19 protein-coding genes are annotated in these 19,446 nt (G+C 63.6%); 7 read left to right on the top strand and 12 right to left on the bottom strand.

Translation table 11 applies throughout. From position 1 onward, the window contains the following. Nucleotides 1-103: 103 nt before the first annotated feature. The 4 genes from IVB41_RS20985 to fabA all read left to right on the top strand — a co-directional run bounded on the left by IVB41_RS20985 (nucleotide 104) and on the right by fabA (nucleotide 4,822). Nucleotides 104-1,051: a helix-turn-helix transcriptional regulator gene (locus IVB41_RS20985; protein ID WP_247434455.1), complete on the top strand. Its 948-nt coding sequence runs from the start codon at nucleotides 104-106 to the stop codon at nucleotides 1,049-1,051. A 299-nt stretch (nucleotides 1,052-1,350) separates the two neighbouring features. After that, nucleotides 1,351-2,949, top strand: a complete 1,599-nt coding sequence (locus tag IVB41_RS20980; protein WP_247434451.1) for a DEAD/DEAH box helicase — start codon at nucleotides 1,351-1,353, stop codon at nucleotides 2,947-2,949. Between the two features lie 166 nt (nucleotides 2,950-3,115). Further along, entirely contained in the window at nucleotides 3,116-4,183 is a 1,068-nt protein-coding gene (locus IVB41_RS20975; protein ID WP_247434446.1) for a GGDEF domain-containing protein, read from the top strand. A 108-nt stretch (nucleotides 4,184-4,291) separates the two neighbouring features. After that, nucleotides 4,292-4,822 (top strand): bifunctional 3-hydroxydecanoyl-ACP dehydratase/trans-2-decenoyl-ACP isomerase, encoded by a 531-nt coding sequence (fabA, locus tag IVB41_RS20970; protein ID WP_247434443.1) that lies wholly within the window; start codon nucleotides 4,292-4,294, stop codon nucleotides 4,820-4,822. A gap of 2 nt (nucleotides 4,823-4,824) precedes the next feature. Here fabA and IVB41_RS20965 read toward each other — a convergent pair whose 3' ends face one another. From IVB41_RS20965 to IVB41_RS20925, 9 genes are all read right to left on the bottom strand, one after another. Continuing rightward, nucleotides 4,825-5,256, bottom strand: a complete 432-nt coding sequence (locus IVB41_RS20965) for a TfoX/Sxy family protein (RefSeq protein WP_247434440.1) — start codon at nucleotides 5,254-5,256, stop codon at nucleotides 4,825-4,827. 135 nt (nucleotides 5,257-5,391) lie between these two features. After that, nucleotides 5,392-5,802, bottom strand: coding sequence for an iron-sulfur cluster assembly accessory protein (locus IVB41_RS20960; protein WP_081747958.1), 411 nt, complete (start codon nucleotides 5,800-5,802; stop codon nucleotides 5,392-5,394). Between the two features lie 74 nt (nucleotides 5,803-5,876). Then, on the bottom strand, nucleotides 5,877-6,248 hold the full coding sequence (locus IVB41_RS20955) for an SUF system Fe-S cluster assembly protein (RefSeq protein WP_027569862.1): 372 nt from the start codon (nucleotides 6,246-6,248) through the stop codon (nucleotides 5,877-5,879). Next, nucleotides 6,245-7,492, bottom strand: coding sequence for a cysteine desulfurase (locus tag IVB41_RS20950; protein WP_247408656.1), 1,248 nt, complete (start codon nucleotides 7,490-7,492; stop codon nucleotides 6,245-6,247). Before IVB41_RS20950 ends, IVB41_RS20955 begins: the two co-directional genes overlap by 4 nt. Continuing rightward, entirely contained in the window at nucleotides 7,489-8,793 is a 1,305-nt protein-coding gene (sufD, locus tag IVB41_RS20945; RefSeq protein ID WP_247434436.1) for a Fe-S cluster assembly protein SufD, read from the bottom strand. Before sufD ends, IVB41_RS20950 begins: the two co-directional genes overlap by 4 nt. 11 nt (nucleotides 8,794-8,804) lie before the next feature. Then, nucleotides 8,805-9,554: a Fe-S cluster assembly ATPase SufC gene (gene sufC, locus IVB41_RS20940; protein ID WP_027569859.1), complete on the bottom strand. Its 750-nt coding sequence runs from the start codon at nucleotides 9,552-9,554 to the stop codon at nucleotides 8,805-8,807. Nucleotides 9,555-9,685: 131 nt separating this feature from the next. Continuing rightward, nucleotides 9,686-11,182, bottom strand: a complete 1,497-nt coding sequence (gene sufB / locus IVB41_RS20935; RefSeq protein ID WP_027569858.1) for a Fe-S cluster assembly protein SufB — start codon at nucleotides 11,180-11,182, stop codon at nucleotides 9,686-9,688. Between the two features lie 116 nt (nucleotides 11,183-11,298). Continuing rightward, nucleotides 11,299-12,438, bottom strand: a complete 1,140-nt coding sequence (locus IVB41_RS20930) for a cysteine desulfurase family protein (RefSeq protein WP_247434433.1) — start codon at nucleotides 12,436-12,438, stop codon at nucleotides 11,299-11,301. A 51-nt stretch (nucleotides 12,439-12,489) separates the two neighbouring features. After that, on the bottom strand, nucleotides 12,490-13,683 hold the full coding sequence (locus tag IVB41_RS20925; protein ID WP_247434430.1) for an acyltransferase family protein: 1,194 nt from the start codon (nucleotides 13,681-13,683) through the stop codon (nucleotides 12,490-12,492). Nucleotides 13,684-13,859: 176 nt separating this feature from the next. Between IVB41_RS20925 and IVB41_RS20920 the strand changes: the two genes are divergently transcribed. Both IVB41_RS20920 and IVB41_RS20915 read left to right on the top strand, forming a co-directional pair. Further along, nucleotides 13,860-14,678, top strand: a complete 819-nt coding sequence (locus IVB41_RS20920; RefSeq protein WP_247434427.1) for a LytTR family DNA-binding domain-containing protein — start codon at nucleotides 13,860-13,862, stop codon at nucleotides 14,676-14,678. Nucleotides 14,679-15,027: 349 nt separating this feature from the next. After that, nucleotides 15,028-15,675: an alpha/beta hydrolase gene (locus tag IVB41_RS20915; protein WP_007591562.1), complete on the top strand. Its 648-nt coding sequence runs from the start codon at nucleotides 15,028-15,030 to the stop codon at nucleotides 15,673-15,675. A 122-nt stretch (nucleotides 15,676-15,797) separates the two neighbouring features. On the opposite strand, the gene IVB41_RS20910 is transcribed toward IVB41_RS20915, so the two are convergent. The 3 genes from IVB41_RS20910 to IVB41_RS20900 form a co-directional block, all read right to left on the bottom strand. Beyond that, on the bottom strand, nucleotides 15,798-16,121 hold the full coding sequence (locus IVB41_RS20910) for a multidrug efflux SMR transporter (RefSeq protein ID WP_247286213.1): 324 nt from the start codon (nucleotides 16,119-16,121) through the stop codon (nucleotides 15,798-15,800). 10 nt (nucleotides 16,122-16,131) lie between these two features. Then, nucleotides 16,132-16,809: a glutathione S-transferase family protein gene (locus tag IVB41_RS20905; protein WP_247434424.1), complete on the bottom strand. Its 678-nt coding sequence runs from the start codon at nucleotides 16,807-16,809 to the stop codon at nucleotides 16,132-16,134. Nucleotides 16,810-16,916: 107 nt separating this feature from the next. Further along, nucleotides 16,917-18,020 (bottom strand): anhydro-N-acetylmuramic acid kinase, encoded by a 1,104-nt coding sequence (locus IVB41_RS20900; RefSeq protein WP_247434421.1) that lies wholly within the window; start codon nucleotides 18,018-18,020, stop codon nucleotides 16,917-16,919. Between the two features lie 163 nt (nucleotides 18,021-18,183). Between IVB41_RS20900 and tyrS the strand changes: the two genes are divergently transcribed. Beyond that, nucleotides 18,184-19,437, top strand: coding sequence for a tyrosine--tRNA ligase (tyrS, locus tag IVB41_RS20895; RefSeq protein ID WP_027569852.1), 1,254 nt, complete (start codon nucleotides 18,184-18,186; stop codon nucleotides 19,435-19,437). Nucleotides 19,438-19,446 lie beyond the last annotated feature (9 nt).

Raw genomic sequence — 19,446 nt, 5'->3', positions numbered from 1 at the left:
CTGAGGACACAGGTCTGTCGTCTAGCCTATGGTAGATGCCACCGGAATTTGCTTTTTCTCGGTCAATTCTTGTGGGCAATTCCGCTGGAAGCGAGGGGACGCCGTGTATCGCTGGTGCACCGACGAGGTCGAGCCGCACGACCGCTTCGACTTTTGGCGCGAGGTGCGCGCCAAGGGCCTGTTCGGCGTCACCGTCGAACTCGAGCGCGAACGCCGCGCGGACTTCTTCGGCGAATTCTCGCTGTGTCAGCTTGGCGGAGCCGGCCTCGTCGAGCTGAAGGCTTCGCATTACACGGTCGAGCGCAGCATGACCGACATCGCTGACGCGCCGGGCGACAGCCTCTGCGTCTATCAGCAACTCGGCAGCGGCGCCTGGTTCGGCGGCATGCGCGGCAGCGACTTCACGATCGCCAACGGCAGCTTCGCCACCAGCCATACCGACCAGCCCTATCGCGCCGCGCCGCTTGGCGCGGGAGGCTTCCACCTGCGGATCCTGAAGATTCCCGTGAGCGGTCTCTCCACGCAGGACAAGCGCATGCGCGAGCTTGCGCCCCGGACGTTCGTTGATCCCAGCCTGGCGCCCCTACTCGACGCCTGCTTTGCCGACCTCGGTACGGTTGCCGCGGGTGATGACGGCGCCGCCGATGCCGTAGCCCATCTGGCACTGATCGAGCGCGGCATCCTGCGGCCCGGCAGCCGCCTCGGGCAGGCCGCGCTGCGGACCGCCCGGCTCTCGCTGGCACGACGCCTGATCGCGCGTCACCTGCAAAACCCGGATATGGCGCCGGCGATGGTGGCCGACCTTCTCGGCGTGTCGGTCCGTCACCTGCACATGCTGTTCGAAACCGCGGCCAAGAGTTTTTCGCAAACCGTGACGGACGAACGCCTGAACCGGAGTCGCCGCCTGATGCGCGAAGCCCCGGACCGGCTGATCGCCGACATCGCGACCGCCTGCGGCTTCGACAGCCTCGCGACCTATTACAGGGTCTTCAACACCGCCTATGGGATGGCCCCCGGCGACTTTCGCGCCCAGGGTCCGGAAGGGCGTTAGCCGACGTTTGGACAGCTCCGGCCGACCGCTGGATTGGGCGGAAAACCGCAGCCTCGCCCGCTATTTGAGCGAAAACCTCAGGTTTTTTAGGGCCTTCCCGCGGCTGCTCCATTGACTTTGGCCGATTCCCCCCTATGTTCCGGGTCGACGCGGCTCGGTATCGAAGAGCGATTCCTGAGCTTGGCGCTTTGTTCGCGTGAGTCAGCACCCCCAGCTTCTTTGAGAGCGCGCCGTTTTGGGGTGGAACGCGACAGCCTTATTACCCTCGAATCCGAACGGCGGTTTCGACCAGAGGCTCAATGTCTTTTTCCCATCTCGGACTATCCGAAAAAGTCCTCGCCGCAGTGGCGGCCACCGGTTACACCACCCCCACCCCCATTCAGGAACAGGCGATCCCTCACGTCCTTGCTCGCAAGGACGTTCTCGGCATCGCCCAGACCGGCACCGGCAAGACCGCCGCCTTCGTGCTGCCGATGCTCACCATTCTCGAAAAGGGCCGCGCCCGGGCGCGCATGCCGCGCACGCTGATCCTTGAGCCGACCCGCGAACTCGCGGCGCAGGTGAAGGAAAACTTCGACCGCTACGGCGTGGGCCAGAAACTCAACGTCGCCCTCCTGATCGGCGGCGTTTCCTTCGGCGACCAGGATGCCAAGCTGACGCGCGGTGTCGATGTGCTGATCGCCACTCCCGGCCGCCTGCTCGACCACACGGAGCGCGGCGGCCTGCTGCTCACCGGCGTCGAGCTGCTCGTCATCGACGAAGCCGACCGCATGCTGGACATGGGCTTCATTCCCGACATCGAGCGCGTCTGCAAGCTCGTCCCGTTCACGCGGCAGACCCTGTTCTTCACCGCGACCATGCCGCCGGAGATCCGGCGCATCACCGAAACCTTCCTGCACAATCCGCAGAAGATCGAGGTATCGAAGCCTGCCACCACCGCTGTCACGGTTACGCAGTGTCAGGTCCCGGCCGGGCGCGAGGCGCACGAGAAGCGCGAGCTGCTTCGCCGACTGCTCCGCGAGGCCAAGGATCTCCAGAACGCGATCATCTTCTGCAATCGCAAGCGCGATGTCGCCGTCGTTCATAAATCGCTGCAAAAGCACGGCTTCAGCGTCGGCGCGCTGCACGGCGACATGGATCAGTCGGCCCGCACGGCGGCGCTCGAACAGTTCCGCAAGGGCGAGCTGCCGCTGCTGGTCGCATCCGACGTCGCCGCCCGCGGCCTCGACATCCCCGAGGTCAGCCACGTCTTCAATTTCGACGTTCCCCACCATCCCGACGACTATGTCCACCGCGTCGGCCGCACCGGTCGCGCAGGCCGGTCCGGCATGGCGATCTCGCTCGTCACGCCGCCCGACCAGAAGTCGATGGTGGCGATCGAGAAGCTGATCGGACAGAGCATTCCGCGCGCCGAAGGCGATTTCGAAGTCCGCACCGATGCTTCCGATGCGAGCGAGCGTCCGCGCGAGCAGCGCGGCCGTGAACGTTCACGCGGCGGACGCGGCAAGCCGCAACGCGGTCGCGAGCGCAGCCAGGAGCCGCGCGAAGCGCGTGGCGAGGCACAGCCTTCAGCCGAAGCACGGTCCGCTCCCGAAGCAAGGCCCGCTTCCGAAGCAAGGCCCGCGCGCGAGGCAAGGCCTCCGCGTGAAGCCAGATCTTCGCGTGAAGGCAGACCTTCGCGTGAAGCCAGACCTTCGCGTGAAGCCAGGCCTCCGCGCGAAGCCAAGCCATCATCCGAGCCGCGTGACGGTGCGCGCGAGCAGGCCAATCCGTCGCATGTGCCGTCGATCGGCCGTCCCGAGCCGCGCCGCCAACGCGAGGCCGACAGCGAGCCGGGCGACCACTCGCATCTGCCGGCCTTTCTGCTGCGTCCGGTTCGCTCCCCAGCCGGCGCCTGAAGCCCGATGCGCGCCCGGCTTTGGTTGAAATAAAGCTTGCGCGCACTTTTCTGGACGTATTCGTGGACGTATATTTACGGGGCGTTCACGATCGTCCGTTAGCCTACGAACATAATTTAAGTATTGCTGCGGTCGACGGCACGCCGATCGCTGTGGGGTATGTTCCGTGGTCAAAGTGCTCGACGAACACGAACGCACAATGGCGTTCGCCGAGGTAGCGCTCGGTCAGATCCGATCGCTACGACAGACCGCAATTCCCCGCAATTACGAGATCTGGTTCGTCTACGCCACCGGCTACAATGCCTCGCTCAACAAGATCATCAACGAGACACTGGCGCGGAGCGGCACGCTGACCGAAGCCGATCTCGATCAGATCTACGAGACCTACCTCTCCCACATCAAGACCACCGACCGCATCGACAAGGTCGGCGCGCGCGTCATCGGCGAGATCGACGACGTGATGAAGGTACTCGGTGACGCGCTCGGGATGACCGGCTCCTACGATGCCAGCCTGTCGGGCGCGACCGAAAAGCTCTCATCGGCCAAGAGCCCCGAGCAGATCAAGTCGATCGTCGAGACGCTGCTGCATTCGACCAGCGAGATGCGCGAGACCAACAAAGCGCTGGAAGACCGGCTGACGCTGTCGAAGAGCGAGATCAGCAACCTTCAGCAGAGCCTGGAGGCGATCCGCGCCGAGAGCCTGACCGATCCGCTGACGGGGCTCGGCAACCGCAAATATTTCGATCGCATGATCGACATGGCCGTGCAAGGCGCGCTCGCCTCCGGCGATCCGCTGTCGCTGCTGCTGGTCGACATCGATCATTTCAAGTCGTTCAACGATTCCTACGGCCATCTCACCGGCGACCAGGTGCTGCGGCTGGTCGGCCTGTCGCTGAAGCAGACCATCAAGGGCCAGGACATCACCGCGCGCTATGGCGGCGAGGAATTCGCGGTCGTGCTGCCCAACACCGCGCTGCGCCAGGCCCTCACGGTGGCCGATCACATCCGCCGCGCCGTGATGGCTAAGGAATTGAAAAAGAAGTCCACCGGCGAAATCCTAGGCCGCGTCACCATCTCCATCGGCGTCTCCATGCTGAAGCAGGGCGACGACACCGATGCGCTGATCGAACGCGCGGATGCCTGCCTGTACGCCGCCAAACGCAACGGCCGCAACCGCGTGATCTGCGAGGCCGATCCGGAATTCGCGGTCGAGACGCACAACCGGGTGGCGTGACGCCGAAGCCGCGCACCGCCACCTGCGCTTGACATTCTGGCCTGACGAACGACATCTCCCTCGCCGTCTCGAGGCGTCCGACTGCGAGCATCCGGAGGACTTGTCGTCTTGCCCAACCCGCATGATTTTCACACGCCGCAACCGTCCTACACCAGGGACGACCTGCTGAGATCGAGCGAGGGCAGCTATTTCGGCCCCGGCAACGCGCAATTGCCGGCGCCGCCAATGCTGATGATGGACCGCATCACGGAGATCAGCCTGGACGGCGGCGAGTTCGGCAAGGGCCATATCGTCGGCGAGCTCGACATCGCGCCAGGCCATTGGTTCTTCGATTGCCACTTTCGCGGCGATGCCATGATGCCGGCGTCTCTGGGACTGGATGCCATGTGGCAGATGATCGGTTATTGGCTCGGTTGGTCGGGCTCAGGGGGCAAGGGCCGCGCGATCGGCGTCGGCGAGGTGGAGTTCACGGGCTCCATCACACCGGACACACGATGCGTGCGCTACGAGGTCGTCATGCGCCAGGTGAGGCGCGGCAGGCTGGTCCTGGGATTTGCCGACGGCCGCGTGCTGGCTGACGGTGTCTGCGTTTACATCGCCAAAGACATGAGGGTTGGCCTGACAAAGGCCATGGACTGAACCTAACCCAGTCGCCTGGCGCGCTTCCCAACCGCTTTCTTTTTGCTCGCCTTCTTCCGCGCTTTCGCAGGCTTGGCGGCCTTCTTCGCCGCCTTCTTGACCTTGGGCCGCTTCTTCACCTTGGCGCGCTGGGCGGCGGCGAGAGCCGCCCTCGCCCACTGCGCAAGCTCCACGGAATCGTCGAACAGGCGGGCCGGCAGCTCCCAGTAGGAGTTCACCAGCACCGTCTTAGCGCGGGTCGCGTATTGGAATGGCTTCGAGCCTTCCGCTTCAAAGTCCGGGATGGTCATCTCGTCGGCGCGAAAGAACAAGCCGGCACGCAGGAACAGCGCGAAATTGATGCCGTCGGCGGAGATGCCGTAGCCGGAAAACATTTTTCGGATGGCGACGGGGCCGAAATCGGCGAACAGGTCGATCAGGAATTCGCGGTCCATGGCAGGCTTCCCGGGGCGAGCAGGCCAGCCTTCATACCACCGCCGTCATTGCGAGCGAAGCGAAGCAATCCAGATTGTCGCCGCAGAGACAGTCTGGATTGTTCGTCGCAAGTGCTCCTCGCAACGACGGAAAAACTACCCGTCGATCTGCGCCGGGCGCAGTTCGACCGACTCGCCGCAGCCGCAAGCGGAGATCTGGTTGGGATTGTTGAAGACGAACTGGGCCTGCATCTTGTCGGCCTTGTAGTCCATCTCGGTGCCGAGCAGGAACAGCACGGCCTTCGGATCGACCAGGATCTTGACGCCCTTGTCCTCGACGACCTCGTCGGTCGGACGAACATCATGGGCGTATTCGACGGTGTAGGACTGACCGGCACAGCCGCCGTTCTTGACGCCGACGCGCAGGCCCACGATCTCGGAATCGGCCCGCTGGGTCAGCTCGTTGATGCGCTGGGCAGCAGCGTCCGTCAGCCGCATCACCTGCGGGCGCGGCCGCCGCGGCTTCGGAGTGGATGCTGGTGTTGAACCCGACGATATCTGTGTCATGTCAGTGATGTGGTCCGTTGCCGAGCGAATTCAATGCCAAGGATCTAACGAGTATCTAAAGCCAGGGTTACGCGTCACCACATGTTGAGCACGAGGCGGGCCTCGTCGCTCATGCGTTCCGGCGTCCAGGCCGGCTCCCAGACCACCTTGACGTCGACTACGCCGACGCCGGGGACGCTGGCGACCGCGTTCTCGACCATCGTCGGCAACTCGCCGGCGGCCGGACAATTCGGCGTCGTCAGGGTCATTTTCACGTCGACGGAACGATCGTCCTTGATCTCGACCTTGTAGATCAGGCCGAGCTCGTAGATATCGGCCGGGATTTCCGGGTCGAACACGGTCTTGAGCCCGGCGATGATCTCGGTGGTCAAACGCTCGGTCTCCTCAGGCGGCAGCGCCGACTGGGTTTCCATCGGATTGGCTTTGATTTCGGCCGTGTCACTCATGCGAACAAATCCCGCGCCTTCAACAGCGCCTGTGCCAGATGATCGACTTCTTCCCGCGTATTATACATGCCGAACGACGCCCGGCATGTGGCTGTGACGTTGAACCGCTCTAAAAGCGGCATCACGCAATGGGTGCCGGCGCGCACCGCGATGCCCTGGCGGTCGATCACGGTGGCGACGTCATGGGCGTGGGCGCCCTTGAGCTCAAAAGAGATCACCGGGCCCTTGCCCCGTGCCGTGCCGATCAGCCGCAGCGAGTTGATCTCGCGCAGCTTGTCCTGGGCGTAGGTGACGAGATCGTGCTCGTGCGCGGCGATACGCTCCTTGCCGATCGAATTGACGTAGTCGATGGCGGCGCCAAGCCCGACGGCCTCGACGATCGCCGGCGTGCCGGCCTCGAATTTGTGCGGGGGATCGCCATAGGTGACGATGTCGCGCGAGACTTCGCGAATCATCTCGCCGCCGCCGTTAAACGGACGCATCGCGACGAGGTGGTCGTACTTGGCCCAGAGCACGCCGATGCCGGTCGGACCGTAGACCTTGTGGCCGGTGAAGACGTAGAAGTCGCAGCCGAGGTCCTGGACATCGACGGGCAGATGCACGGCGCCCTGGCTGCCGTCGACCAGCACGGGGATGCCGCGGGCGTGAGCGATCTTCACGACGTCCTTGACCGGAACGATGGTGCCGAGCGCATTCGACATCTGCGTGATCGCGACCAGCTTGGTCTTCGATGTCAGGAGCTTCTCGAATTCCTCGATGAGGAAATTGCCCTCGTCGTCGACCGGCGCCCATTTGATCACGGCACCATGGCGTTCCCTGAGGAAATGCCAGGGCACGATGTTGGAGTGGTGCTCCATGATCGAGATGACGATCTCGTCGCCTTCTTTGATGTTCGGTTCACCCCAGGACGAGGCGACGAGGTTGATTGCCTCGGTCGCATTGCGGGTGAAGATCACTTCCTCGGTCCGCGCAGCGTTGATGAACTGCGCCACCTTGGTGCGGCCGCCCTCATAGGCTTCGGTCGCGGCGTTGGCGAGATAATGCAGGCCGCGGTGCACGTTGGCGTATTCGGAGGTGTAGGCCTGCGTCATGCGATCGAGCACGGCGCTCGGCTTCTGCGCAGAAGCCGCGTTATCGAGATAGACCAGCGGCTTGCCGTAGATCTGCATGGCCAGCGCCGGAAAATCCTGGCGCACGCGCGCGACGTCGTAAGAGCCGTTCTTGACTGCCGGATGCGTGCTCATTGGCGCCGCTCCAGCCAGCGCTCGGCAATGCCGATCACGTGCTCGCGCAGATCATCGTCGGCGATCTGCTCGATCGCCTCGCCGACGAAAGCCTGGATCAGCAGCGCCTGGGCCTGCTTCTCGGGCAGGCCGCGCGCCTTCAGATAGAACAACAGGCTGTCGTCGAGCGCGCCGGCGGTGGCGCCATGCCCGCAGGAGACGTCGTCAGCGAAAATCTCGAGCTCGGGCTTATTGTCGGCTTCCGCTTCGTCCGAGAGCAGCAGCGCGCGGATCATCATCTTGCCGTCGGTCTTCTGTGCATCGGGACGAACGATGATGCGGCCCTGGAACACCGAATGCGCACGGTCGTCGATCACGGCGCGGAAGACCTCGCGGCTCACACAATTCGGCACGGCGTGGTCGACCACCAGTGTGGTGTCGCCATGCTCGGTCTTCTGCAACAGGTTCACGCCGTTGACCGAGAGTTCGCTGCCCTCGCCCGCCAGCGTGATGAAGCCTTGCAGGCGGCTGACCGCAGCACCGGTGGTCATGTTGAAGAAATTCAGCTTCGTGTTCGCACCGACCGTGACGAACTGCGAGGTGATGTTCACCGCATCCGGCGAATCATCCATCAGGCGGATATGCGCGACGTCGGCGTTGTCGCCGACCGAGAGGATGACGGCATCGCTGACCTGGTAAGCCTTGGCGCCGGCCGCGACGAAGCTCTCGATGATGGTGGCACGAGCGCCCTTCCCGACCGCGACCTGCGAGCGGGTGAACGTCGACGCGGAAGAGGTGATCGCGATGTGGATGATCTGGATCGGCGCGGAGAGCTGCACGCCGTCGGCGATATCAAGCACGACACCGTCGGTGGCCATCGCCGCGTTCAGCGCGATCACCGCATCGGTTGCCGCGGTCTTCAACAGACCGGAATCTTTGTCCAGCGTCTCCCGCAAGGTCTTAACGCTCACCTCGGAGGCCAGCGCCTTGACGTCGGAGAGGTCGGCAGCGAACACGCCGTCCACCAGCACCAGCTTGCGGGCGCCCGCGATCGCGTGCGCTTTCACGGCGTCCGCAGCGCGCTTCAACGCAGCCGCATCGGGTGCAGCCGCAAGCGGCAGCACCTCGCCGACCAGCGCGCGCAGATCGGTGTATTTCCATTCCTCGATCCGGCGGTGCGGCAGGCCGAGACGCTCATAGGTCTCGAACGCCTCGCGCCGCACGGCGATCACGGAAGGCGAACCCGGCAGACGGCCTTCGGCGCTGGCGAACAGATCGCTCACCGCGCGGCCGTTTCCGGTCTTTGCCACAGCAACGTTCATCGCAAAATTCCTTACGCGTCCTCGTACTGGGCGTAGCCGGACGACTCCAGCTCCAGCGCCAGGTCCTTGGCACCGCTCTTCACGACACGGCCCTTCGACATCACGTGCACGACGTCAGGCACGATGTAGTTGAGCAGCCGCTGATAGTGGGTGATGACGACCATCGCGCGCTTGGGCGAATGCAGCGCGTTGACGCCGTCGGCTGCGATGCGCAGCGCGTCGATGTCGAGGCCGGAATCCATCTCGTCGAGGATGCACAGGCTCGGCTCGAACAGCGCCATCTGCAGCACCTCGTTGCGCTTCTTCTCGCCGCCGGAGAAGCCGACATTGACGCCGCGCTTGAGCATGTCCTGCGGGATGTTCAACGACTTCGAGACGTCGCGGACTTTCTTCAAAAAGTCCGGCGTCGAATATTCGCTCTCGCCGCGCGCCTTGCGCTGCGCGTTCAGCGCGGTGCGCAGGAAATTCATGGTGGAGACGCCGGGAATCTCGACCGGATACTGAAACGCCAGGAACACGCCCTTGGCGGCGCGCTCGTTCGGGGCCATCGCGAGCAGGTCTTCGCCCTTGAACAGGATCTCGCCGTCGGTGACCTCGTAACCGGGCTTGCCGGCGATGACGTGCGACAGGGTCGACTTACCGGAGCCGTTCGGCCCCATGATCGCGTGGATCTCGCCCTCGTTCACGGTCAGCGTCAGCCCATGGAGTATCTCACGCTCCTCGACACGAACCTTGAGGTCTTTCACTTCGAGCAAAGCCATATCTTGTTTCCATCTATCTCCTCATCCTGAGGAGCGCCGCAGGCGCGTCTCGAAGGATCGAGGCCAACAATCTTTCCATATTCATCCTTCGAGACGGCCGCTTACGTGGCCTCCTCAGGATGAGGCCGGCGCTAGCCGACCGATCCTTCGAGCGAGATCGAGATCAGCTTCTGCGCTTCCACCGCGAACTCCATCGGCAGTTGCTGCAGCACGTCCTTGACGAAGCCGTTGACGACGAGGCCGACCGCCTCCTCCTGCGTGAGGCCGCGCTGGATGCAGTAGAACAGCACGTCCTCGGAGATCTTGGACGTGGTGGCCTCGTGTTCGAACGTCGCCGACGAGTTCTTGGCTTCGATGTAGGGCACGGTGTGCGCGCCGCATTTGTCGCCGATCAATAGCGAATCGCAGGCGGTGAAGTTGCGCGCGCCGGTCGCCTTGCGATGCGCCGTGACGAGCCCGCGATAGGTGTTCTGCGACTTGCCGGCGGCGATGCCCTTGGAGATGATGCGGCTCGACGTGTTCTTGCCGAGATGGATCATCTTGGTGCCCGAGTCGACCTGCTGATAGCCGTTCGAGATCGCGATCGAGTAGAATTCACCACGCGAATTGTCGCCGCGCAGGATGCAGCTCGGATACTTCCAGGTGATCGCCGAACCGGTCTCGACCTGGGTCCAGGAGATCTTGGAATTGTTGCCGCGGCAGTCACCCCGCTTGGTGACGAAATTGTAGATGCCGCCCTTGCCTTCCGAATTGCCCGGGTACCAGTTCTGAACCGTCGAATATTTGATCTCGGCGTCGTCGTGCGTGACGAGCTCGACCACGGCCGCGTGCAGCTGGTTCTCGTCGCGCTGCGGCGCGGTGCAGCCCTCGAGATAGGAGACGTAGGAGCCCTTGTCGGCGATGATCAGCGTGCGCTCGAACTGGCCGGTGTTGCGTTCGTTGATGCGGAAATAGGTGGACAGCTCCATCGGGCAGCGCACGCCCGGCGGCACGTAGACGAACGAGCCGTCCGAAAACACCGCCGAGTTCAGCGTCGCATAGAAATTGTCCGAGGTCGGCACCACGGATCCCAGATATTTCTGCACCAGCTCGGGATGCTCGCGGATCGCCTCCGAGATCGGCATGAAGATCACGCCGGCCTTCTTCAGCTCGGCCTTGAAGGTGGTCGCAACCGAGACAGAATCGAACACGGCGTCGACCGCGATCTTGCGCCTGTTGGGGTCTTCCTCGCCGGGCTTCGGCTCGACGCCTTCGAGCATGGCGACTTCCCGCAAGGGAATGCCGAGCTTCTCGTAGGTCTTCAGAATCTCGGGATCGATCTCGTCGAGCGAGGTGATCGTCTTCTTCGGCTTGGGAGCCGAATAGTAATAGAGGTCCTGGAAGTCGATCTTGGGATAGTCGACGCGGGCCCAGGTCGGCTCGGTCATGGTCAGCCAGCGCCGATAGGCCTCGAGCCGCCACTGGAGCATCCAGGCGGGTTCGTTCTTCTTCTCGGAGATGAACTTGACGGTCTCTTCCGACAACCCCTTGGGGGCCTTGTCGGACTCGATCAGGGTCTCAAACCCATAACGATACTGATCGACGTCGATGCGCTTCACGCGCTCGACCGTCTCTTGCACGGCTGGCATTCTATCCTCCGCTCGCGGTTTCAAGGACCGCGGTGGATCATCAAACTCGGACGACTATTACGATGTTTCTTGGCGGGACGCACGCGCTTAGAACCGTTCAAGCCGTGTTTCATCGCTTATCCCTTAAGTAGGGTATTACCGAGCTTTCGCCAAGCCTCTAACGCCCTGTTGATGTCATCCGGCTCCGTGGACCAGCCCAGACTGAGACGCACCGCTCCCTGGGCGACGGTGGGATCATACCCCATCGCCGACAGCACGTGGGACGGCTGCACCTTGCCCGAGGAACAGGCGGAACCCGAGGATACCGCGATGCCTTCGAGGTCAAAGCCGATCACCGCGGTCTCGGCTTTCAAGCCGGGAGCAGTGAAAAGAACGGTATTTGGCAATCGCCTGATGTCATCTGAGAAGACCGTTGCGCCGGCCATGGAGCGAATGCCATTTTCCAAGCGATCTCTGAGGGTTGCCATGCGCTCCGCATCCTCCGGAAAAGCCTGAAGGGCAACCCGCACGGATGCTCCAAAGCCGGCAATGCCGGCGACATTCTCGGTTCCGGCGCGCCGGTTCAGCTCCTGCCCGCCGCCCCGCAGCACCGGCTCAAGTCCGGCCCCGCCGTCGGCCACGACCAGCGCGCCGACCCCCTTGGGGCCGCCGATCTTGTGCGCAGAAAAGGTCGCAAGGTCCGCGCCGATCACCTTAATATCAAAAGGGATTTTTCCAAGCGCCTGGATTGCATCGACGTGCAGGAGGCCGCCGGCCCCGTGAACGATTCCCGCGACGTCAGTGACCGGCTGCAGCGCGCCCGTCTCATTATTGGCGGCCATGACGGAGACCAACGCCGGCGGGCCCTCGCTGAGCAGCGCCTTCAAATGATCGAGGTCGATCACGCCGGAGGGCGTGACCCTGATCTGACCGATCTCATCTGCCGGGAACCGGCCGCCTGCCAATACCGAAGCATGCTCGACGGCCGAGACCAGAAGCCGCTCAACAGGCCCTCCAGACGGCCCCCGCAGGCCCGGCGACAGCGCCAGCGCGTTGGCTTCGGTTCCGGTGGAGGTGAAGACGACGTTCCGCGGCAGCGCGCCTACGGCTGCGGCGAGGACGGCACGAGCGTCCTCGACCAGCCGCCGCGCCTGTCGCCCCTCGGCATGAACCGAGGACGGATTGCCGATCAGCTCGTAGGCGGCCAGCATCGCTGCGCGCGCCTCGGCGCGCAGCGGCGTGGTCGCATTCCAGTCGAGATAGACGCGGCTCGGCATGGCGCCCTCTTAGCATCTTTTACCCTCGCGCCAATCGGCAGCCGCCGCACATCAGGCCGGCTGTTGCTGCGCAATTCCGGCCGAGGATCGGACCTCTGTCCGGAGGCCAAACCGTGGCCGTAGCCAGGCGATCCGACGCGCGATCTCGTAGGCGACGAGGCAAGTGAGCGCGGTGCCTGATATTACGATGGCGGCTTCGCTTCCGGCTGATAGCCCGCTGCCCTGCAATGCGTGCGCGATCATGATGATCGCGGTCTGATGCACGATGTAATAGGGAAAGATCGCATCGGTCAGATAGCGGCGCACGGGGCCGTCGGCCGTCAGGTGGCGTCGCGCAAAGCCGAGCACCGCCGCCATCGCCAGCCATTGGTAGCAGCCATAGGCCGAGCTCGCGAACCATCTCAGCATCGGCGATGGCTCGACCAGGCCGGCACGAAGCAGAATGAACAGGACGAACAGGCTTGCGGCAACTGCGAGCGCAATCCAGCGCTGCCGTTCGATATCGCGCCAGATACCGCCCTCTTTCGCCAGCAGGAAGCCAATCAGGAACGCGGTCGCATGGTCCGCATGATTGTACCAGTCGCCGAACAGCGCGTGCGTCGACGGGAAGGCCGGAAACAGGAACAAGCGCCAGGCCGCGAACAAAAGGCACGGCAGGACCAGCAGCCCGGGTCCGGTGAGGAGGACAGCCAGTCTCGGGCCGAGCCGATCGGCCAGCATGGGCCGCAGCCAGAGCACGCCGGCCAGCGCGACGGTGTAGACCCATAGATAGACTACGAACCAGAGATGGTTCCAGGTCGGCAGCACGATACAGGGGTTCGGGCAGAATTGCGCTCCGAACGCCAGATAGTGCCGGACGTAAAAATCGGCGAAGCCGGCGGGGTAACCGAGGCTCTCAACGATCTGGAGGTAGGACTGCGGCGGCACGATCACGAACATGCCAAAGATCAGTGGGATCAGGAGTCGTGCCGAGCGCGTGCGGACGAAGGCACCGAGGTTGTACTTGCCCAGCATGAAACGGGTGGCGACGCCGGAAACCAGAAACAACAGCGACAGCCGCCAGGGATTGATGACCAGCATCAGGGGCTCGAGCCAAGTCAGCCGGTGCTCGCTCTTGATGTGAAACCCCCAGCACACGTAGAGCATGCCGACGTGGTAGAAGATCAAGAGCCCGAACGCTAAAATCCGCACCCAATCCAGATCGATGCGTCGTTCCGAAGTCGAAATTTGTTGCGGTGTTGACATGGTTCTCTGCTCCTCGGCGGGACGGCAAACACGGGTTTTGGGCCATGGCTGACGGCCAAAATGCCCCCGAAACGGAGCGTGTCGAGACGGTTTGGGATCAGGACCGGGCGCGAGGGGACGAGGCGTCGGGGTCCGGGACGAGCGGTTGGCCCGGCGGGATCAGTGGCGACGGGACGATGTTCGCCGCGATCGCCGCCGTCTCGCTCGCCATCGGGATCGTCAATGCGCTCTCCGGCGCGCAGGACGCCGCCTGGCGTGGCGACAGCTATGACATTGGCCGGCGACTGTTCTGGGAGCTGTCGAGCATCATCGTCATCTTGCTGCTGGTGCCGATCCTGGTGCTGGCCGTCCGGCGCATGCGCCAGACACGGCCGCTGACAATTCGGATCGGAATCGCCGCGGTCGCCTTGCTTGGCTTCTCGGCCCTCCACATCACCGGAATGGTAGCGGTCCGGAAATCCCTGCTCTGGCTCGCGGGAAGTGCCTACGACTTCCATTTCTCGTTGGCGGCGGTCCTATACGAGTTCCGCAAGGATGCCGTGACCGCTTTGCTGCTCGGAGCAACGCTCTGGCTGCTCGAAAGCCGGCGCGAGCTGCGGAAGGCCGTGCGGGCGGCGATGCCCATCCCGGCCGTTCCATTGGAGCAGTCGTCCCCCGATCTGATCTGGCTCCGGGACGGCACCAGCCGCATTCGCGTCGTGCCGCGCGACATCCTGTGGGTCGCCTCTGCCGGCAATTACATCGAATACAACCTCGCCAGCGGCATCCAGCACCTGATCCGCGGCACGTTGGCCGCGACCGAAAGCGAGCTCGCCCGCTTCGCCATCGTGCGCGTGCACCGGACCAGGCTCGCCAATCTCGACCGGGTGAGCGCCGTGGACTTCAAGCCGTCAGGGGATTTCGAGCTCACATTCGACAATGGGCAGACGCTTGGGGGCAGCCGCCGCTATCGGCCCGCGGTCGCCTCCCTGCGAGATCGCACCGAGCCGGTGTGAATCGCCACCGGCGATCGCCCGACAAACGATAAACAATCGTGATTCCAATTGGTTGTTGCCACACCACCGATCCTGGCCGTCACCTGGTTGGGTCCCGGCAGCCGTCGGCATGACACTGGCATGACCGGGTAAGCTCTTGAGCTCATTGGGCGATGTTCAAGATGCTTGCTTTTTGACCCTCGCCTCATGTTAGAACGCGCGCGTCAGTTCGCCGCGCGCCGCTCGCGCATCATCCGAGGGCGCCGCTCCACCCTTCCATTCGCGGCTTGATCGGCCCAGCAGCCGATGAAATCCGCACAATCGGTTGATTGTTGAAGAGCGTCTTCAAGGGATCAATCAAGAGATCATCATGCCTGAAGTTATTTTCACCGGCCCCGCCGGCCGTCTCGAAGGCCGCTACCATCCGGCCAAGCAGAAGAACGCGCCGATCGCGATGGTCCTGCACCCGCATCCGCAGTTCCACGGCACGATGAATCACCAGATCATCTACCAGTGCTACTATGCGTTCGCGCATCGTGGCTTCTCGGTGCTGCGATTCAATTTCCGCGGCGTCGGCCGCAGCCAAGGCTCGTTCGACCACGGCACCGGCGAATTGTCGGACGCGGCCGCGGCGCTCGACTGGGCGCAGACCATCAATCCCGAAGCGCGCGCCTGCTGGGTTGCCGGCTTCTCCTTCGGCGCCTGGATCGGCATGCAGCTGCTGATGCGCCGTCCGGAGGTCGAGGGCTTCATCTCGATCGCGCCGCCCGCCAACCTCTACGACTTCTCGTTCCTCGCGCCCTGCCCGTCCTCTGGGCTCATCGTGCACGGCGAGAAGGACGCGGTGGTGCCGCCCAAGGACGTCAACACGCTGGTTGAAAAGCTGAAGACGCAGAAGGGCATCGTGATCGACCAACAGGTCATCCCCGGCGCCAATCATTTCTTCGACGCCAAGCTCGAGCCGCTGATGGAAACCATCACCGCCTATCTCGACATGCGCCTCGCCAACGTGCGCTAAGGCCTCGTCGCTGAGCCTTGTAGCCCGGATGGAGCGAAGCGAAATCCGGGAAGCTCCATCTGCTGAGACAAGGCCCCGGATTGCGCTTCGCTCCATCCGGGCTACCAAACTAAAGCTCGGTTTTAAGCCAGCTTGAGCGCGACGATTCCCATCAAGACGAGCGCGATGCCCGCTAGTTTCATCGCGCTCAAGGTCTCGCCGAACAGCACGACGCCCATGACGAAGGTGCCGGCCGCGCCGATGCCGGTCCACACCGAATAGGCGACGCCGACCTCGAGCACCTTCAAGGCACGCCCGAGCAGGACAACGAAGGCTGCGAGCAGCACGAGCGAGACGATGCTCCATCCAGCGCGCGTGTAGCCCTCCGCATATTTCATCGAGATCGCCCAACCGACATCAAGTGCGCCGGCGATCACCAGCATCAGCCAGGCCATGGATTGCGACATCGGCGTGGGCTCAGGCCGCAAGCTTGAGCAGATGCGCGTCGTGGCGCACGAGGAAGGCGCGTAACAATTGCGGATAATCCGCGCCCACCGCAGTACGGACGCTCGGACGCTTTGCCAGCTCGGCGCGCCACGCGCGCACCTTCGGCAGATCCTTGAAGATGCCGAGTTCGGTCACTTCATCGAACACATCGAAATAGCGGAAGACGGGCGCGAACACCGCATCGACAAGACTGAACGCATCGCCGGCAAAGAATGGGCCTGCGCTGAGCGCGGCCTCGACACGCGCGAACTTCGCCACGAGTGCCTGGCGCTTACTCTCAAACGTCGCCGGGTCGGTCGTGGTCTCCAGCCCCCAGAGATCACCGAGAATAGCCGAGCCGAACTCCATCCAGGCGCGATGCTCGGCACGCTCGAGCGCATCAGTCGGATGCAGTTTTCGGCCGCCTTGCGTCTCCTCGATGTATTCGCAGATCACGTTGCTCTCGAACAGCGCGACCTCGCCCTTCTCGCTCGTCACGACCAGCACCGGCACCTTGCCGAGCGGCGACAGTTTGAGAAACCAGTCCGGCTTGTTGGCGAGATCGATGTCGATGCGTTCGAACGAGACGCCCTTCTCGTTGAGCGCGATCACGGCACGCTGCACGTATGGACAAAGCTTGTGGCTGATCAGTTTGAGTGAAGCGGTCATGGCAAAGATCCCGGCGGTTGGATGCAACTGCATCCAATATAGATGCATTTGCATACATTCGTCAAGTTCGATGCATTTGCATTGAACGGTATCGATGTAGGATCACCTCACGGCCGCGCGATCACCCCGCCTGTCATCGGCATCGGCACGCCCGTGGTCGCGGGATACGACAGCGGCAGGCCCTTTAGGCCGCGGGCAGCCAGGAAGCCGAAGGCCTGCGCCTCGATGGCGTCGGAGGCCCAGCCGACTGTCTCGGCGGCCTCGACAGTGGCGGACCCCACGCGCTCCCGCAGCATCTCGAGCATGGTCCGGTTGCGGGCGCCGCCGCCGCAGACGATCCAGCTTCGCGGCCTGCGTGGCAGCAGCGGGACGATGCGGGCGATGGCCGCCGCAGTGAAGGCGGTGAGCGTCGCGGCGCCATCGGCCGGCGCGATATCGCCCAGCTTGAGGGCAGCAAAATCGTTGCGGTCGAGCGATTTCGGCGGTGGGCTTGCGAAGAACGGCAATTCCAGCGCCCGCGCGATCCAGGCTTCGTCCACCTTGCCGAGCGCGGCGAACTTTCCATCGGCGTCGAACGCCTGATTCATGGTGCGGTACATGTAATCGTCGAGCAGCGCATTGCCGGGACCGGTGTCGCAGGCGATCAGCGTGTCGTTGCCGTCGATATAGGTGATGTTGGAGACGCCGCCGATATTGACGACAACGATCGGCCCTTCGCGCTCCAGCGACTGGACGAGCGCCCGGTGGTAGACCGGCACGAATGGCGCGCCCTGCCCGCCGGCCTCGACGTCGGCGGCGCGGAAATCATGCATTACGGGAATATGGATCGCCCTCGCCAGCGCCGGCGCATCGCCGATCTGCACGGTCAGGCGCTTCTCGGGGCGGTGCAGCACGGTCTGGCCGTGGAAGCCGACGATGTCGATGTCTTCCGGCTTCATCCGGTTCTGGGCGACGAAGGCGGCCACCGCTTCGGCGTGCGCCAGCGTCACCGCGCGTTCGGCCTCGGCCAGAACTCCCGGCCGGGCATCGCGTTGCGACAGGTGCACGGCCTCACTGAGCGCCTGGCGGAGTAGGTTGCGCTCCGCCGGACTATAGGGCCGGTAGCCGGACGGCCCGAACGCCTTGACCTGCTTTCCATCGGTTTCGATCAGCGCGACGTCCACCCCGTCCAGCGAGGTGCCGCTCATCAAACCGAGTGCCGTCAACATCATGGATCAGCATCCTCAAAGCCCCCTCCGGCATGCCGATCTTGTGCCAGAGGGACACATCTTATAATGCCACAGGCCAAAGTAGCGGGCAGCAACCGAGTTCCCACGGAAGACCCTTAAATTGCTCCCGAAACAGTAAACCAAGAATTGTCAGGCACGCCGACAAATGACTGCATTCAAATCGGATTTCCTCAATACGCTGCAGGAACGTGGATTCATCCACCAATGCTCCGATTTCGAGGGGCTGGACGCACTCGCCGCCAAGGGCGAGGTGACGGCCTATGTCGGCTACGATTGCACCGCCCGCTCGCTGCACATCGGCAACTACCTGACCATGATGATGCTGCACTGGCTGCAGCAATCCGGCAACAAACCGATCACGCTGATGGGCGGCGGCACCACCATGGTCGGCGACCCCTCCGGCAAGGACGAGACGCGGGCGATCCGCTCCGTCGCCGAGATCGAGGCCAACAAGGAATCGATCCGCGGCGTGTTCGCAAAAGTGCTGCGCTATGGCGAGGGCAAGAGCGACGCCATCATGCTCGACAATGCCGAGTGGCTGACAAAGCTCAATTACATCGAGATGCTGCGCGACATCGGCCGGCACTTCTCGGTCAACCGCATGCTGACCATGGACTCCGTGCGCCTACGCCTCGAACGCGAGCAGGAGATGAGCTTCATCGAGTTCAACTATATGATCTGCCAGGCCTACGACTATGTCGAACTCGCCAGGCGGACCGGCTGCAACTTGCAGATGGGCGGCTCCGACCAGTGGGGCAACATCATCATGGGCGTCGATCTCGGCCGCCGCATGGGCACCCATCAACTGTATGCGCTGACGACGCCGCTGCTGACGACGGCATCGGGGGTCAAGATGGGCAAGACCGCACAAGGCGCGGTCTGGCTCAACGCCGACCAGTTCTCGGCCTATGATTTCTGGCAGTACTGGCGCAACACCGAAGATGCCGACGTCGGCAAATTCCTCAAGCTGTTCACGACGCTGCCGATGAGCGAGATCAGGAAGCTCGAGGCGCTCGGAGGCTCCGAGATCAACGAGGCCAAGAAGGTGCTCGCCACGGAGGCGACCGCGCTCCTGCATGGCCGCGACGCAGCGAACGAGGCGGCCGAGACCGCGCGCCGCACCTTCGAGGAAGGCGCGCTGGCCGAGAGCCTGCCGACCGTGGAAATTCCACGCGGCGAGTTCGACGCCGGCCTCGGCGTGCTCAATGCCTTCGTCAAGGCGGGCCTCGTTGCCTCTAACGGCGAAGCACGGCGCCAGATCAAGGGCGGCGGCCTGCGCGTCAACGACGAGCCCGTCACCGACGAGAAGATGGCGTTGTCGGCGGCCGACCTGACGCCGGAAGGCGTGATCAAGCTGTCGTTCGGCAAGAAGAAGCACATCCTGCTCAGGCCTGCATAGGCGTATGAG

This window comes from Bradyrhizobium sp. 44 (assembly GCF_023073095.1).
GTDB lineage: Bacteria > Pseudomonadota > Alphaproteobacteria > Rhizobiales > Xanthobacteraceae > Bradyrhizobium.
Note: the sequence above shows the minus strand (reverse complement) of the source record. Positions and strands in the feature narration are given on the sequence as shown.

What these genes read in the sequence shown, in the direction of transcription:
- IVB41_RS20950 (WP_247408656.1), bottom strand. Translation starts at nt 7,492, where the DNA reads ATGAGCACGCATCCGGCAGTCAAGAACGGCTCTTACGACGTCGCGCGC.
- sufD (WP_247434436.1), bottom strand. Translation starts at nt 8,793, where the DNA reads ATGAACGTTGCTGTGGCAAAGACCGGAAACGGCCGCGCGGTGAGCGAT.
- IVB41_RS20965 (WP_247434440.1), bottom strand. Translation starts at nt 5,256, where the DNA reads ATGGACCGCGAATTCCTGATCGACCTGTTCGCCGATTTCGGCCCCGTC.
- tyrS (WP_027569852.1), top strand. Translation starts at nt 18,184, where the DNA reads ATGACTGCATTCAAATCGGATTTCCTCAATACGCTGCAGGAACGTGGA.
- IVB41_RS20910 (WP_247286213.1), bottom strand. Translation starts at nt 16,121, where the DNA reads ATGTCGCAATCCATGGCCTGGCTGATGCTGGTGATCGCCGGCGCACTT.
- IVB41_RS20900 (WP_247434421.1), bottom strand. Translation starts at nt 18,020, where the DNA reads ATGATGTTGACGGCACTCGGTTTGATGAGCGGCACCTCGCTGGACGGG.
- IVB41_RS20980 (WP_247434451.1), top strand. Translation starts at nt 1,351, where the DNA reads ATGTCTTTTTCCCATCTCGGACTATCCGAAAAAGTCCTCGCCGCAGTG.
- IVB41_RS20920 (WP_247434427.1), top strand. Translation starts at nt 13,860, where the DNA reads ATGTTCGCCGCGATCGCCGCCGTCTCGCTCGCCATCGGGATCGTCAAT.
- sufC (WP_027569859.1), bottom strand. Translation starts at nt 9,554, where the DNA reads ATGGCTTTGCTCGAAGTGAAAGACCTCAAGGTTCGTGTCGAGGAGCGT.
- IVB41_RS20955 (WP_027569862.1), bottom strand. Translation starts at nt 6,248, where the DNA reads ATGAGTGACACGGCCGAAATCAAAGCCAATCCGATGGAAACCCAGTCG.
- IVB41_RS20925 (WP_247434430.1), bottom strand. Translation starts at nt 13,683, where the DNA reads ATGTCAACACCGCAACAAATTTCGACTTCGGAACGACGCATCGATCTG.
- IVB41_RS20960 (WP_081747958.1), bottom strand. Translation starts at nt 5,802, where the DNA reads ATGACACAGATATCGTCGGGTTCAACACCAGCATCCACTCCGAAGCCG.
- IVB41_RS20930 (WP_247434433.1), bottom strand. Translation starts at nt 12,438, where the DNA reads ATGCCGAGCCGCGTCTATCTCGACTGGAATGCGACCACGCCGCTGCGC.
- sufB (WP_027569858.1), bottom strand. Translation starts at nt 11,182, where the DNA reads ATGCCAGCCGTGCAAGAGACGGTCGAGCGCGTGAAGCGCATCGACGTC.
- IVB41_RS20905 (WP_247434424.1), bottom strand. Translation starts at nt 16,809, where the DNA reads ATGACCGCTTCACTCAAACTGATCAGCCACAAGCTTTGTCCATACGTG.
- IVB41_RS20915 (WP_007591562.1), top strand. Translation starts at nt 15,028, where the DNA reads ATGCCTGAAGTTATTTTCACCGGCCCCGCCGGCCGTCTCGAAGGCCGC.